This is a genomic window from Streptococcus infantis (assembly GCF_021497965.1).
In the GTDB taxonomy this organism is placed as follows: domain Bacteria; phylum Bacillota; class Bacilli; order Lactobacillales; family Streptococcaceae; genus Streptococcus; species Streptococcus infantis_B.
The window spans coordinates 144,246-158,929 of the sequence record NZ_CP046525.1 but is presented as its reverse complement, the minus strand read 5'-3'; the positions used below and the strand labels follow the sequence as shown (position 1 = coordinate 158,929).

The 14,684-nt window shown below is 40.5% G+C and carries 13 protein-coding genes, 7 tRNA genes and 1 riboswitch; of the genes, 1 reads left to right on the top strand and 19 read right to left on the bottom strand.

Annotation, left to right across the window (positions count from 1 at the left end):
• Positions 1–66: 66 nt before the first annotated feature.
• Together GOM46_RS00830 and GOM46_RS00825 are read right to left on the bottom strand one after the other, a co-directional pair.
• Positions 67–2,499, bottom strand: a complete 2,433-nt coding sequence (locus GOM46_RS00830; protein ID WP_235083678.1) for an ATP-dependent Clp protease ATP-binding subunit — start codon at positions 2,497–2,499, stop codon at positions 67–69.
• Between the two features lie 6 nt (positions 2,500–2,505).
• The gene (locus tag GOM46_RS00825) at positions 2,506–2,964 is read right to left on the bottom strand and encodes a CtsR family transcriptional regulator (RefSeq protein ID WP_235083677.1); all 459 of its coding nucleotides are present in this window, start codon (positions 2,962–2,964) and stop codon (positions 2,506–2,508) included.
• A 270-nt stretch (positions 2,965–3,234) separates the two neighbouring features.
• On the opposite strand from GOM46_RS00825, the gene GOM46_RS00820 reads away from it, so the two are divergent.
• The gene (locus tag GOM46_RS00820; RefSeq protein ID WP_235083676.1) at positions 3,235–3,795 is read left to right on the top strand and encodes a DUF308 domain-containing protein; all 561 of its coding nucleotides are present in this window, start codon (positions 3,235–3,237) and stop codon (positions 3,793–3,795) included.
• A gap of 114 nt (positions 3,796–3,909) precedes the next feature.
• On the opposite strand, the gene GOM46_RS00815 is transcribed toward GOM46_RS00820, so the two are convergent.
• The 17 genes from GOM46_RS00815 to GOM46_RS00735 form a co-directional block, all read right to left on the bottom strand.
• Complete coding sequence (locus tag GOM46_RS00815) at positions 3,910–4,632, bottom strand: ABC transporter ATP-binding protein (RefSeq protein WP_235083675.1); 723 nt, start codon at positions 4,630–4,632, stop codon at positions 3,910–3,912.
• Positions 4,632–5,639: an ABC transporter substrate-binding protein gene (locus tag GOM46_RS00810; protein ID WP_235083674.1), complete on the bottom strand. Its 1,008-nt coding sequence runs from the start codon at positions 5,637–5,639 to the stop codon at positions 4,632–4,634. Before GOM46_RS00810 ends, GOM46_RS00815 begins: the two co-directional genes overlap by 1 nt.
• A gap of 34 nt (positions 5,640–5,673) precedes the next feature.
• A complete protein-coding gene (locus tag GOM46_RS00805; RefSeq protein WP_235083673.1) occupies positions 5,674–6,432 on the bottom strand; it encodes an ABC transporter permease in 759 nt (252 codons plus the stop codon).
• Entirely contained in the window at positions 6,395–6,685 is a 291-nt protein-coding gene (locus GOM46_RS00800; protein ID WP_235083672.1) for an MTH1187 family thiamine-binding protein, read from the bottom strand. Before GOM46_RS00800 ends, GOM46_RS00805 begins: the two co-directional genes overlap by 38 nt.
• Positions 6,686–6,757: 72 nt before the next feature.
• Positions 6,758–6,860, bottom strand: a riboswitch (TPP riboswitch).
• A gap of 80 nt (positions 6,861–6,940) precedes the next feature.
• Complete coding sequence (gene cls / locus GOM46_RS00795; protein ID WP_235083671.1) at positions 6,941–8,473, bottom strand: cardiolipin synthase; 1,533 nt, start codon at positions 8,471–8,473, stop codon at positions 6,941–6,943.
• 171 nt (positions 8,474–8,644) lie between these two features.
• Positions 8,645–9,589: a 3-oxoacyl-[acyl-carrier-protein] synthase III C-terminal domain-containing protein gene (locus tag GOM46_RS00790; RefSeq protein ID WP_235084131.1), complete on the bottom strand. Its 945-nt coding sequence runs from the start codon at positions 9,587–9,589 to the stop codon at positions 8,645–8,647.
• A 14-nt stretch (positions 9,590–9,603) separates the two neighbouring features.
• Entirely contained in the window at positions 9,604–10,866 is a 1,263-nt protein-coding gene (locus GOM46_RS00785) for a F390 synthetase-related protein (RefSeq protein ID WP_235083670.1), read from the bottom strand.
• Positions 10,844–11,659 carry an MBL fold metallo-hydrolase gene (locus GOM46_RS00780; RefSeq protein WP_235083669.1) on the bottom strand — a complete coding sequence of 272 codons (816 nt, stop codon included), beginning with the start codon at positions 11,657–11,659 and terminating at the stop codon, positions 10,844–10,846. The genes GOM46_RS00785 and GOM46_RS00780 overlap by 23 nt, the downstream gene beginning before the upstream one ends.
• Entirely contained in the window at positions 11,634–12,614 is a 981-nt protein-coding gene (locus GOM46_RS00775) for an NAD-dependent epimerase/dehydratase family protein (RefSeq protein ID WP_235083668.1), read from the bottom strand. The genes GOM46_RS00780 and GOM46_RS00775 overlap by 26 nt, the downstream gene beginning before the upstream one ends.
• On the bottom strand, positions 12,614–13,885 hold the full coding sequence (locus tag GOM46_RS00770; RefSeq protein WP_235084130.1) for a glycosyltransferase: 1,272 nt from the start codon (positions 13,883–13,885) through the stop codon (positions 12,614–12,616). Before GOM46_RS00770 ends, GOM46_RS00775 begins: the two co-directional genes overlap by 1 nt.
• A 188-nt stretch (positions 13,886–14,073) precedes the next feature.
• A tRNA-Pro gene (locus GOM46_RS00765) sits at positions 14,074–14,147 on the bottom strand.
• Positions 14,148–14,161: 14 nt separating this feature from the next.
• Positions 14,162–14,235: transfer RNA gene (locus GOM46_RS00760), tRNA-Arg, on the bottom strand.
• Positions 14,236–14,246: 11 nt separating this feature from the next.
• A tRNA-Leu gene (locus GOM46_RS00755) sits at positions 14,247–14,332 on the bottom strand.
• Positions 14,333–14,339: 7 nt separating this feature from the next.
• Positions 14,340–14,411 (bottom strand) — tRNA-Gly (locus GOM46_RS00750).
• Between the two features lie 27 nt (positions 14,412–14,438).
• Positions 14,439–14,511 (bottom strand) — tRNA-Thr (locus tag GOM46_RS00745).
• A gap of 12 nt (positions 14,512–14,523) precedes the next feature.
• A tRNA-Leu gene (locus GOM46_RS00740) sits at positions 14,524–14,605 on the bottom strand.
• 5 nt (positions 14,606–14,610) lie between these two features.
• Positions 14,611–14,683, bottom strand: a tRNA-Lys gene (locus tag GOM46_RS00735).
• Position 14,684 lies beyond the last annotated feature (1 nt).

Genomic DNA, 14,684 nt, shown 5'->3' with positions numbered 1-14,684 from the left:
TTCCTTTCTGCAATTGATGGCAATGAAGAGGTCGTATCTACAAATTATAGATTCTTAGTTCTTGTTTTATACAATATCAAATTTCAATTGACCAGCTTTGACACCAATCTTCAGTGTCTTGCCTTCTTTCAGTTCACCTGTAAGAAGGAGTTCTGCTAGTTTGTCTTCTACTTCTGTTTGCAAAGTTCTGCGTAGTGGACGAGCTCCCATCTCTGGATCATAGCCCTTCTGAGCCAGAAGCTTAAGGGCAGATGCTTGAAGTTTCAAGTCAATCCCTTTTTCTGCCAGGCTTGCAATCAATGGTTTGACCATAATCTTAACCACGTCCTGCATATCTTGACTTGACAAGCTATGGAAGACTACCTTCTCATCAATACGGTTGATAAACTCTGGACGATAAGCCTTTTTTAGCTCTTCAAACATCCGTTTTTCCATATTTTCTTGATCAAAACGAATGTCCTTAGCTCCAAAGCCGACTGTTTTATCATCACGAAGTGCTGTCGCACCGAGGTTTGATGTCATGATAATGATGGTATTTGAAAAATCAACCTTACGGCCCTTACTGTCCGTCAAGACACCATCATCCAAGATCTGCAAAAGAACATTAAAGATATCTGGGTGAGCCTTTTCTACCTCGTCAAAAAGCAAGACTGAATATGGTTTGTTGCGAACCTTCTCGGTCAGCTCTCCACCTTCTTCATAGCCTACATAACCTGGAGGAGCTCCGTTGAGACGGCTAGCTGCAAATTTCTCCATGTATTCACTCATATCAAAGCGGATAAGGGCAGATTCGTCATCAAAGAGAACTTCTGCCAAAGCCTTAGCCAATTCAGTTTTACCAACACCAGTTGGTCCTAAGAACATAAAGGATCCAATTGGACGTTTGTTATTGCGAATACCTGATTGATTTCGGCGAATGGCACGACTGATACTAGAGACAGCTTGTTCTTGTCCAATAACACGTTTATGCAGCTCAGCTTCAAGGTTGAGATACTTCTTGGCATCCGTTTGTGTCAATTTTTGAACTGGAATACCTGACAAGCGACTCAAGGTTGTCAAAATATCAGATTCTTTTACTACATCTTTGTAAACAGGTGCTTCCTGCTCTTTTGAAATGAGTTGCGCTGCTTGCTTCCATTTGCCATCCATCAAGGCCTTATCAGCTGGAGATAGACCTGACTCGTCTGCTTTCACATGCTTCGATTTGTTTTGGACTGTCGCTGCTGCTTCATCCAAAAGGTCAATCGCTGAGTCTGGCAAGTGACGACTTGTCAAATAGCGATGCGCCATTTTAACAGCTGTTTCGACAGCATCGTCTGTAATTTGGACATGGTGGTGCTTCTCATAGATTGTCTTTAATCCTTGTAAGATAGCCATACTATCAGCCACGCTCGGCTCCTCAATCATCACTTTAGCAAAGCGACGAGAAAGGGCAGCGTCTTTTTCGATATGTTTTTGGTATTCTTCCTGAGTGGTTGCTCCGACAGTTCTCAGAGTTCCACGTGCCAAGGCAGGTTTTAGGATATTGGCCGCATCCAAGGTCGAGTCAATCCCACTTCCTGAACCCATAATGGTATGAAGCTCATCGATAAAGAGGATAACCTTACCATCTTCCTCGATATCTTTGATGATATTATTCATACGTTCTTCAAAGTCCCCACGGAAGCGAGTTCCTGCAACCACATTCATCAAATCAAGCTCTAGAACACGCATCTTAGCCATTTCAGCTGGTACATCTCCATTTGCAATTCGCTGCGCAAGGCCAAGTGCTAAAGCTGTTTTACCAACACCCGCATCTCCAACTAGAACTGGATTGTTTTTGGTCTTACGGCTCAAGATTTGAATCATACGAGAGATTTCTTGATCACGTCCGATAACTGGCTCCAATTTGCCTGAACGAGCTTGCTCTGTGAGATCATGAGTATAATCTTCCAAACCACCACTTGGAGTTTGAGGCATGCCCATCATATTGGCCATAGAATTTTGCTTATCTGCTACTGAGCGGTGCCGCTGGCGTAGAGCCTTCAAATCTTCCTTTGTCCAACCAGCACGCGCTTCAAGGTTACGACGAAGTCCAGCAATTTTGACTTGGTCCTTCTGGTCTTCATAAGAAAAACCTGCTTTTTCCAAAATACGAGTAGCTAAAGCATTACCGTCATGCAAGATTGCGTAGAGAAGGTGCTCAGTTCCCAATGCTTTTGCATGTACAACGGAGGCAACATGTTCCGCCTCCAACATCAAGACGTTTAAACGATAAGAAAAAGGGAGTTCCTGATAATCTTCCTTGTGGCTATAGTTGGCCTCTGTTAATTCAACAGCGACCTCCTCTAAACGATCAATCTCATACGGGAACTCGTTCAAAGTTGCTCCAGCAACACTGTAGCTATGATTGGCCATGGCAATCAGTAGGTGCCAAGACTCCAGGTAGTCTGCTCCAAAGCGACTCGCCACTAGAAAGGCACTGTCTATACATTCTCTCAATGCTTTTGAATATTTCATGTAATTTTATTTTCCTTTTCTATCTACCTCTTGTAGTAACTGCTTAAGCATATTGGCACGAATATAATCAGCTTCCTCACCCAAAACACGATCTGAGGCCGTTGCAACTAACAGATTCATCTCCTGACGAGTCAAGAGTTCTTGTTCAAGTAAAAGTTTTAAAACATCTTCAAAGATGACTGGGCTAACTTCTTCACCTACTGAATACAATAAATCGCGGAGCATTTCATGGTGGTTTGAGAATTCAATTCGGCCAATCCGAATATAGCCCCCACCTCCTCGCTTACTCTCAACTAGATACCCTCTACTCTCTGTAAAACGAGTTTTAATCACATAGTTAATCTGGCTAGGTACCACTTGAAAGGTATCCGCTAGCTGGCTTCGTTGCAATTCTACGATACCAGATTGTTCTAAAATTGCCTTGATATAGGCTTCAATATGATCCGATGTATTTTTAAATTTCATAGCTTGCTACCTCCTTCGTAAACTTTGACTATCTTTGACTATACTATCATTTAAGACTCTATAAGTCAAATTTTTAGGGCTCAAGCCTTGAAAATACTGACTTTTAAAAATATTTATCGGTAACAAACTATGCCTTATTCCACTCTCTATTCTACACTTATGTTATAATAAAAAAGTTACAGCTAGCTTTCAAATCCTTTGAAAGTATGTAAATGAGTAGCAAATATGTGCAAATACTGATTCACAATAAAAGCTGAGAAAGGTTTCGTTATGAAACAGGAAAATAAAATTTTTGGGATTCTAGCTATTATTTTGGGAGCTATTGCACTCCTTGGTTCTTGGATTCCTGGTATCAATCAAATTTCATTCTTAATCGCTATTCTTGCACTTATCCTCGGTATTGTAGGATTATGCATAAACCGTAAAAATAAAAAAGTATTAGCTATTATTGGTACGGTTCTTTCTGTGGTATCTATTGTTTTTGCTGTGGGTAGTCAAGTTATCTATAATCAAATCCAAAAGAATGCTGTTCAAAATGCCGCGGCTACGAATCAATCAGAAGAAGAATTTACATGGACCAAAGAACAATTCGATGCTCTTAAACAAGGTGATATTCTTCAACGCGGAGCTGGTGGTACAAATTACGATGATGTCATAAAAGAACACGGACAACCATCTAAAGAAAGTACAACTAAGAAAAAAGATCGTGAAAATAAAGTCATTTCTTATGTATCAACAGGCAATAACATCAAGTCTGTTACTCTGACATTTGACAAACAAGAGGATGGTACATACTTGCTCATCTCTAAAGTATCGATGGGATTAGAATAAAGCATCGATCTACAGACGTGAATATAAACATCTAAAAATAAAACTTCGGTATCATTAATGGTGTACCGAAGTTTTTTTGTAGTGTGAATTGTTTTCTCAAGTTTGTAATTACAGCTACAAGCCTAACTCTTCTAATATCTGACGTTTATAAGCAATTTTTTGAACTTCCTTGTCTTCACTTTCAGACCAGTCTAGTTTGATTTCAGAAACGATTTGCCCAGGCCTGTTTTTCAAGATATAAATCCGATCACTAAGGTTAAGGGCTTCCTCGATACTATGGGTGATGATGAGTGTCGTCAATCCTAGCTGCTTATGAATATCAAGATACCAGGCGTGGAGTTCCATCTTGGTCATCTCGTCTAAGGCACTGAAGGCCTCATCTAAAAGAAAGAGTTTATGCCCAAAAAGGTAAGTGCGGAGTAAGGCCACACGCTGGCGCATCCCACCACTAAGCTCATGAGGATACTTGTCCCGTACGGCCGTCAACTGAAAGGTAGCAAGGATTTCACCTGCACGAGCAATGGCTTCTGCTTTATCTACCTTTTGAATCAAGAGGGGCAAGATGATATTTCCTAGCACCGTCTTATGTTCCAAGAGCAGATCCTTTTGTAGCATATAACTCACGCGCCCCTTGGGATTTTCCTCTCCGTCAAGAATGATTCGCCCCGACTGGACTTCTAAAATCCCTGCAATCAGGTTAAAGAGAGTGGTCTTTCCTACACCACTGGGGCCTAGGATAGAGACAACTTCACCTGAAGTCACTTCTAGGTTAATATCCTCTAAAATCTTTTCATCATCGTAGGCATAGCTTACGTGTTCTAGTCTAATTTCTGTCATTATTTTACAAATTCGTTAGTGAAACCTTTGTCAGTCAAGTCTTCCTTGAGGATCCCATTTTCCTTATCCCATTTGTAGAAAGCATTCCAACGGTCCGCATCAAATTGTCCCCATTTGTCCTTGTCGCTTGCGTATTCTTTTGACAAGTATTTCTGAGATTCGATGACAAAGTCACGTTTATCCTTGAGTTCAGGTGCATTCTTGATGAGGATATCGGCTGCTTCTTCTGGGTGCTCCATGGCATATTGGTAGCCTTTTTTGATGGCTTGGATGACTTTGCGAGCTTCTTCTTTGTTGTCTTTCAGATAATCGTTGTTAGCGATGATAACTGGTGAGTAGTAGTCAAACTCTTTGACATAGTCCTTCAAGTACATAAAGTTGGCATCCACACCTTGCGATTTAGCAAGGATTCCATCCCAACCGTAGTAAATCCAAGCAGCATCAAAAACGCCATTGGCAATCGGTGTGATAGAGTTTGAGTCGTTATTTGGTACTTTTTCAACCTTCTCAAAGTCTCCACCCTGAGATTCTACTAAGGTTTTCAACATAGCAAGCTCAGTTGGATCATTCCAGGTTCCGTATTTCTTCCCGACCAAGTCTTTAGGACTATTGATATTATCAGACTTACGAGAGATAATTCCTGATGTGTTGTGTTCTACAATCGCTGCAACGGCAGTAATGCCTGCCCCCTTTTCTAATTTCTTAGCCATGTAGTCTTGGAAGTAGATAGCAAACGGTGCCTTACCATTGATAACTAAGTCTGATGAGCTTTCTTCTGGCGGCAATTTCAAATCAACATCCACTCCAGCTTCCTTGAAATAGCCTTTTTCCTTGGCTACATAAAGCCCTGTATGGTTGGTATTTGGTGCCCAGTCTAGGATAAAATCAATTTTTTTGAGTTCTGCTTCTTTGCTATCCTTAGAAGCAGTTCCTTGGCCACAAGCCACCAGCACGATAGCCACAAAAGCTGTTACAATCGTTAAAAACACTTTCCATGTTTTCTTCATTTTTATTTCCTCTTTTCTTTTTCCAAAACGCTCTTTAAGTGCGTTTCCATTTAATCACATATTTTTCACTGATATCGACCAGCTTCATACCCAGAAGGCTGATAAGCGATACCAGAATAATAATGGCAAACATGGTATCATACTGAAACAGTTTCTTGGACTGAATCATGTAGACACCTAGTCCTTCAAAGCCTCCCAACCACTCAGATACCACTGTTGTGATAAAGGCATAGGAGACACTGACCCTCATTCCTGCATAAAAGTAGGGCAGGCTGACAGGGATTTTAAAATGCCAAAGGATTTGCCAAGGATTGGCTCGCATCAGACTAAACAAGGTCAGCATGTCCTTGTCACAATGCCTAAAACCATCCAAAATGCTGACGATGATAGGAAAGGTTGTCGTCAAGATAATCAAGACAATCTTGGGCAAGATTCCATAACCGAGCCATAAAACCAGAATAGGCGCTATGGCAATGGTCGGTATGGTCTGGACAACCACCATCATTGGGTAAATCAAGTCATTGAGCCAACCCAAACTATCCATAAGGACGGCCATGATACAGGCTATCAAGACACCTAACACCAAACCGAGTAAAGCTACTCTCAAGGTGGCCCAACTATGGTACCAAAGAAATTCTCTGTCACGAACAAAAGACTGAAGGATTTCAAGTGGTGTCGGCAAGATAAACTTTGGTAGGAGTTTTAACAAACCCGCTATCTGCCAAAGAGATAAGACACCCAAAAATCCTAGCAGACTAATATGCCGTCTCATTATATTTTTCAAGTTTCTCATCGATGCTTAAAATCTCTCCTACATTTATTTTCACATTGGCAAAAACATTGTCTGCCCCTTGACCTGCTACCTCTAGCGCTTCTTTTAGAATGCGAATGAGTTGATCAAAGTCTCCCTCTAAGACCGTTTCAAAGGGTGTCACTACCATGGTAACTTCTTGAGCTTGCAGATAAGCAATGACTTGATCGATAAGAACTATGCGGTCAATCCCTTGTGATAAGGGTAAAACTTGCAAGGCAATGCTTGCTTTCATAAAAACCTCCTCTTCTCAGGTTTTCTTTTAACAAAAAGAAAAACCTTTTTCATATATGAAAAAGGTGCAAAATTAGGCCAAGTATTCGTTCCCTACGCTGGCATTACCCAGATCAGGTGCGGTCGAAGTTTAACACTTCCTCTCAGACTGTACACAGACTCCCATATATTATATGGACATATGATAGCGCAAAAAAAATAAGATGTCAAGGAAACTGCTTGCAGAAAAAAAGAGACGGTAAACCGTCTCTTTCAATCAAAGCATAGGTGCAAATAACTGTGTCACTTCTTTAATCATCATTTGATACCATGTAGGATTTATGGTATCCGAGAAGATTTCTTGCGAAACTTCAAAAATTTCTTCAAAATCTTTGCGAATATCCGCTATCGACTCTGTTTTGTAGAGTAGTACTGCATTTTCATAGTGATGAACCAAGCTACGATAATCCAAGTTAATCGTACCTACAGCCGCGAATCGATCATCAACAATCATTTGCTTACTATGGATAAAACCAGGTGTGTATTCAAAAATGCGAACACCCGCAGATAAAAGATCTGGATAAGCTCCCCGTGTTACAAGTTGAATGAGTTTTTTATCCGGTATATGGGGTGTGACTATTCTTACATCTACGCCTCGCATAGCCGCATTCTTTATATCCTCTGTTAAATCATAATCGATAATGAGATAAGGCGTTGTGATATAAACAAAATCCTCTGCTTGATTAATCAGATTTTGATAGACAATTTTACCCACCTTCATCTGGTAGATTGGTTTCGGTCCACTGCCATAAGGGATACAAAGACCACTACCAGACCGTGTCTGATTTTCCAAATGATACTGATCAAAGTCACTGATTTCCCCACGGTTGATGTACCAGTTCATGAGAAATAGTCTTGTAAAGGCTTGAGTCGCCGGACCATCTATGCGAATTCCACTATCTTTCCAGTGGCCAAACCGTTCAATCTGATTGATATATTCGTCTGCGAGGTTGATCCCTCCAGTATAGGAAATTTGCCCATCAATGACTAATATTTTTCGGTGGTCACGGTTATTATAGGCCACCGTCATACGAGGAATCACCTTATTAAACTTATGAGCATCAATTCCTTTAGAACGCAAATGAACCGTATAATCTCCCGGCAAGGTCACCATACAACCAATATCGTCGTAGAGCATCTTGACTTCAACTCCCTGGGCTACCTTTTCTTCTAGAATTTCGAGCATGCTATCCCACATCAAGCCCTCTTCGACAATGTAGTATTCTAGAAAAATAAATTTTTTAGCTCTCTTTAGATCCTCCAACATCTGCTGCCACATTTCTTCTCCATTTGCGAAAAATTGTGAATCTGTATGCTCATAGACTTCCGCATTGCTATCCATATGTAGCAAAGCGTTGATAATCCCGTAGGCAGATTTATCTGTTTCTTGTAGGTTCTGATGAAGACTATCTTCATGCTTCTCTTGTAAAGTAATCGAACGCAATTCTCTGAGTTGTTTCAGCTCTTTTTTTGATAGTCGGCGCTCACCAAACATGATATAAAGTAATGGACCAAACACAGGCACAAAGGTCACAATCAACCAAGTCACCTTGCTCTCTGGCGACATGGAACGATTGACAATCGCTATAACGGTTGCTACGCTGATAAAAAATACAAGAGTCACCCAAATAATTGGTGCAATCTGGCTCATGTAAAGAATAATGCCAAAAATAACAAATAATTCTACCAGAATTATCGCAATACTAAAGCCATACTTGGACATCAATAATCGAAATTTTCTGATTCCCATATCTTCCTCTCAATTTCTAAGTATACTCCCTAATATACTGTCTGAAAACGCTTATTACCTTCTAGTATACTTAGTTTCATAAAAGTTAGCAAGCTTTTTCTGTATAGGTCGATAGTTCTACGTTTAAAACTAATTTAAAAAGCAGGCCACTTATAGGTGCCTGCTCTTATTTTACAATTTCAAAGCCAACATATTAACCGTCATACCAGCTGCAGTTCCCATCAAGAAGATGATATCTCCTTCCTTCACATAGCCATGATCTAGTGCATAGGCCAATCCAAAAGGTACCGCAACGGAAACCATATTCCCATACTCACTGACAATATTGAGATACTTGTCTTTGCTAACTCCTAATTTATCCATGACAAGTGGTAATGCTCGACTAGCTTGGTGTGGAATAATATAGTCTACAGCATCTTTAGAAATACCAGATTTCTCTTGGAATTCTTGGAACATTTCTGGAATGACACGAGCAGAAAGCAAGAGGATCTTCTTCCCTTTCATATCAAACATGAAATTGGTCTTCGTTTCTTCAGAGTACTCTTTTGGTTGATATGAAGTCAAACCTCCACGGATTTCAGTATCGTGAGCTCCCTCCGACCAAGTACATTGAAGGCTTGCTATCACTCCCTTATCCCTGTTACTTGCTTGGAAAATAAAGGCTGCGGCCCCATCACCAAAGAGTTCATAACTTTCTTTTTGCTTTGGATTGAGACCTAAGCTACCGACTTCACTGGAAACAATCAAAACACGATGATATTCTCCTGCTTCAATCAAATGTGACATCGTTGATAGAGCAGAGATAAAACTTGTACAAGTCGTATTGATATCCATAGCTGGAATAGAGAGTCCTTTTGCCACGCGCTCATGAATCAAAGCAGCTGTACACGGAATAGGTTGAACACCAACCGCACTAGCTGATACGAGGCAATCAATGTCTTTCATACTCAAATTTGCATTTTCAAGCGCAGCTTGGATAGCTGCTTCTGCCAAATCTAGCTGTGTTTCTTCATTTTCTACGACACGATAACGCGTTTGGTCTTTAAATTGCACTGTGTTTTTTGGGAGGCAAACTCCATAGCCTGCAATTTCTACATGTCTTTTTACTTCTGTCATAATCTTTTGTCCTTTCATAAACGTTGGATACGCTTGAGCTTACGACTTGTATCCCAGTGATAATCTGAAAATCGAATTTCAGGTGCTTTAAACTCTTTCTGTTGAGCTAAGAGTCTGAATTGCTCTGTGATTGCTGTTTCTACTTGTTCGTCCCTTCGACTCAGACAAACTTCCACTAACTTCTCAGAATGTTGTTTGACTTGATAGTCTCCGACATTCTCCACAAAGAGAATGCAACGTCTGATAAAGTCAGGATAAATCGTGACCTGACCTCCATCCAGTCCTTCAAAGTAGAAGATATCATCAGAACGCCCTTCAACCTTGTCAATCCTTGTATAATGAGATCCACAAGGACAAGGTTCAGGATTTTCAACCAAGATATCGTTGAGCTGATAGCGATAAACAGGCTGACTGCTCCGCTTAAAATCAGTAATGACTGGATAAAAACGACGGTCATCCAAGTAGTGTTTTTCCACAAAAATGATGTCTTCGTTGAGATGAAGATTCCCAGCCGAGCACGTACAAGCTAAGAAACCTTCCGTTGCTTGATAAACCTGATCAATAATCGATAATGCAAAAGCGCTCGAAATTCGCTCTTTATCACTATCTTCCAAGATTTCAGCCACCGAAACGATTTTTTGTGGGTGAATGACTAACTCCCCAGCTTTTAGACGCTTGCTCAATTCAATCAACATAGAAGCAGGCGCCACCACAATGGTTGGTTGATAATTGTTGAGACGCTCGATATGCTCATCTGTATTCTTGAAAATATCAAAGTACTCTAAACGAATAAGCGCCGTATTGATGGTCTGATACAATTCATTATCCGCTCTGAGGAAAAAGGCTATGCGGTGCCCAAAAAGGTGACCTTTGGGCAACATCTTTGCCAAGATAGCTGCTGCCCACATACTCCTCTCTTTTTCAGTTGTGATAAAGAGTCCCCGGTGTCCAGATGTCCCAGAAGACAACCCAACAGCTATTTCTCCCTTGAGCTCTGTAAAATTCCTGGTCTTTTCACTTTCGATAGCCAAAGCCAAGGCCTCATCTCGATCCACTCCTTGAGTATTAAGTTCATTGAAATGCGTCATCATAAACGCTTTATCCATATGGTCAAAGTCGTGAGGCACACCATTTTTAAAATAAGGTGACTCACGTTTTAGAAATTCCATATAGGCATCTAGTTGCTTTTTCTGATAGCTTTCTAAGGCTTCTCGAGACTTAAAATTATGAAGCCAACGAGTCTGTATAAAAGTTTTAAGAAAGGTTATTTTTTTCATACAAGATCCGCTCAATCCTTTCTACAGGGTCATGGCTAACTAGCACTTCTATTCCATCCTTTAAAACCTCTTCTAAGAGTTCTGTTCCTTTGATATAGTCAGCCTTACTATCTTGAACCAAGGAAGGAATCAGATGCATCTGTTTCGTATAGGGTAAAAGGTCAATTCCCCAACAAAGGTCTGCTGCAATAAAGAGATGATAATCTGGCATAAAGAGGCAAGCTTGGCCCTTAGCATGCCCATCAATAGAAGCAACGAAGATACTACCATCTCCAAAAAGATCCTTGGTGGAACGATAAGAAAAGTTGGAGTTTTGCTGATCTGCCTTGATGACTGTCAATCTTTCCTCGAAGTCACTCGGCAAAAATTCTTTAAAAATTAAATCTTTTAGTTTTGGTTTCTTGTAAACATCATAGACTTCCTGGGTCAGGATAAAGTTTGCATTCGGAAAGAAGCTAGCTCCTCCCAAATGATCTGGATGTAGATGAGACAGCAGGACAAAATTAATTTCTTCTGGTTTAATTCCTTTAGCCTTCAGCAAGTGCGAAATCTGATCCTGTTCTGTCATTTGAACGGGCGTCCCCAAACGGTAAAAAGCATAACGAAGTTTCGTCTTAATATCGTAGTGATAGCCGGTATCATAAAGTACATAGCCCTTATCCCTATGTTTGATCAAAAAGACGCCTGCTGGGAAAGTCATCTTTCTATTTTTGACACCCTTAAAAAGCAAACCGGCATAACTCGTACAATATCCCGCTGGGAAATACTCAATGCTTTCGATAATCTTGGACATATTGTTCAATCCCTTCTGAAATACTAATTTTCGGACGATACCCCAATTCCCTCTCAGCCTTGCTAATATCTAGAGTTTGACTATAACGGAGCAGATAATAGGTATATCGTGTTAAAGGTGGTTCCCCTTTCAGATTCAAGGACTTGTAAAGAAACTCTAAACTACTTGCAATTCCCGATAAGAGAGATGCTGGAATTTTTCTATATTTGATTGGATAACCCAGACCTGTCAAACTTTCCTCTAACAAATCTCTAAAAGCCCTCGGTTCATCATTAGTAATGTTATAAACCTCACCTTTGGCTTCTGGAGCTTCTATGGCCAAACGGATTGCCAGAGCAACATTTTCCACACAAGTCATGTCCATGAGCTGACGCCCATCTCCAATTAAAGGAATACCAATTTTTTGACTCAGATTGATCACCCGTGGCAAGATGCTAGTATCTCCAATCCCGAACAGTCCCCGAGGCCTCAAGATAATACTCGGAACATCTGGATAATCTTTAAAGAGCTTCTCTGAAGCCAATTTGCTACGGATATAATTATTGAGATTATTTTCCTCTGGAGCATCACTTTCTTTGATAGCCAACTGATCCTTAGGAGCAGCATAGACGCTTGGTGAGGATACATAGACTAAACGTTGAATATCTGTTTGACGACAAGCTTCGAGAACATACTTTGTCCCTAAAACATTAGCCCGATAAAAATCTTCCCAAGGACCCCAAACTGTTGAAAGGGCTCCCGCATGAACGACCAGATCCATCCCCTTGCAAGCCTCTAGCACATCATCAGCTTTGGTCAAATCACCCTGAAAAAAACTAACTGAAGTATTCTCTAAAGAGCGACCTACCTTACTGTTTCTGCCAAAAGCTCGCACTTGATAACCATGTTCAACTAATTCTTCTACGACATATTTACCCAAGAAACCAGTGGCTCCTGTAACTAATACTTTTTTCATTATTCTTTCTCCTTATCTGTTAACAGACGTTGGATTTCGCTTTCCAAAATTTCTGTTGGATGATAGGATTGTGCAGCCTGGCGTAAAATTTCTAATTCTGACCAATCCTCTTTAGCTAATAGATTATCAAAAGCTTGTCCAATCGCTCTCGTATCCTCTTTGTTAGCAGACAGTGCAACTCCTGCTTCTACGCCCCGAACTGCATAGTCAAATTGATCATAATCATGAGGAAGGATTAAGGCTGGTTTTCCGTAAATGATACATTGATAAAAAATACCAGCTCCTCCATGATGAATGACATAATCCATCTGAGGAATGTATTCCTTATAAGGGAGATAGGAAACTACAGAAAGGTTTTCCATAAGGTTCTCACATTGAAAAACTTCTCCACCCACACCACGTGTCACAAAAAAATAACAGTCTGGATGAGCTTTAGCAAGTTGCTTAGCTTGATAGATAAGATTTTCTTTAGCCCAAGCAAGTTGCGTACCACAAGTCACCAAGACTTTCTTCTGATTAGGAAAGCTTGATAAATCTAACGGATAATCCTTTCCAGCCTCTACTGAAGCTCCTGAAGGCCCCACCCACTTGTAGTGTTCTGGAAATCCCTTTTTTAACTCTAGTTCTTTCATTCCAATACCAAGAATTGAATATTGAGAATATATGGTCTCTTGATCAAGTTGATTATATAATTTAAAATCATATCTCTTTAAACGATCACGCAATAAAAAAGATACAGTACGTTTAACTAAACGGGTTGCTTTTCTCCCGACATATTGTATTGAAGCGTCCCAGCCATTCTTAGGACTTCCCATTCCACCGATTAAACACGGTGGACCATCAGTCGTTTCTAAAACAAATTGTGTAGCCATGGTAGTTATCCAAGGAATACCAAGTTGATTAGCTACAAGACCACCAGATAAGGTTATAAAATCAGCAATAACAATATCAGGACGATTCTCTCGCCATTCTTCCGACAATTGATCTGAAACTAAATTAATTAAATCCAAACTAGCAGAAAGTTGTTGATAGGCTGATAAAATTCCTAACTGCTCATCATTATTTGCTGCCTTCTCAAACTCCTCAATATGACCTTCAAGTATAGTAACAACATTAAAACCAGCTGCTTCAGCCACAGCTTTCTTCTGAGGACCTGTAAATAAACGAATTTCATACTGAGGATTATTAAGCAAAGGTGCTAAGAGATTCATTGTTGGATAAAGATGGCCACTTAAAGGGACAACCACAACATCAATTTTGATACTTTTCATATGTCTAGAATACCAAAAAATAAAAAAAAGAACTATCAATAAGATAATTCTTTGCTTATTTATTAGTTTTGACATAAAAAGGTAACAAAACATTTAAGAAAGTGCAATATGAATTTACAGATAATAATGATAAAAATCAAATTTAAAAATAAAAAAAAGGCAACTGCCTCAATTTAAGTATTGACCAATCGGGAAGACAGGATTCGAACCTGCGACACCTTGGTCCCAAACCAAGTACTCTACCAAGCTGAGCTACTTCCCGAATTAAATGTTTAATGCACCCTAGAGGAGTCGAACCTCTAACCGCCTGATTCGTAGTCAGGTACTCTATCCAGTTGAGCTAAGGGTGCTCATCATTATATGCCGAGGACCGGAATCGAACCGGTACGATCGTTACCAATCGCAGGATTTTAAGTCCTGTGCGTCTGCCAGTTCCGCCACCCCGGCCTCTCTAAGCGAACGACGGGATTCGAACCCGCGACCCCCACCTTGGCAAGGTGGTGTTCTACCACTGAACTACGTTCGCATCGACTCTGCTTTAACCTAAAAAAAATGCCGGCTACATGACTTGAACACGCGACCCTCTGATTACAAATCAGATGCTCTACCAACTGAGCTAAGCCGGCTGATTTCTATTATGCGGGTTAAGGGACTTGAACCCCCACGCCGTTAAGCGCCAGATCCTAAATCTGGTGCGTCTGCCAATTCCGCCAAACCCGCAAATATGACCCGTACTGGGCTCGAACCAGTGACCCATTGATTAAAAGTCAATTGCTCTACCAACTGAGCTAACGAGTCA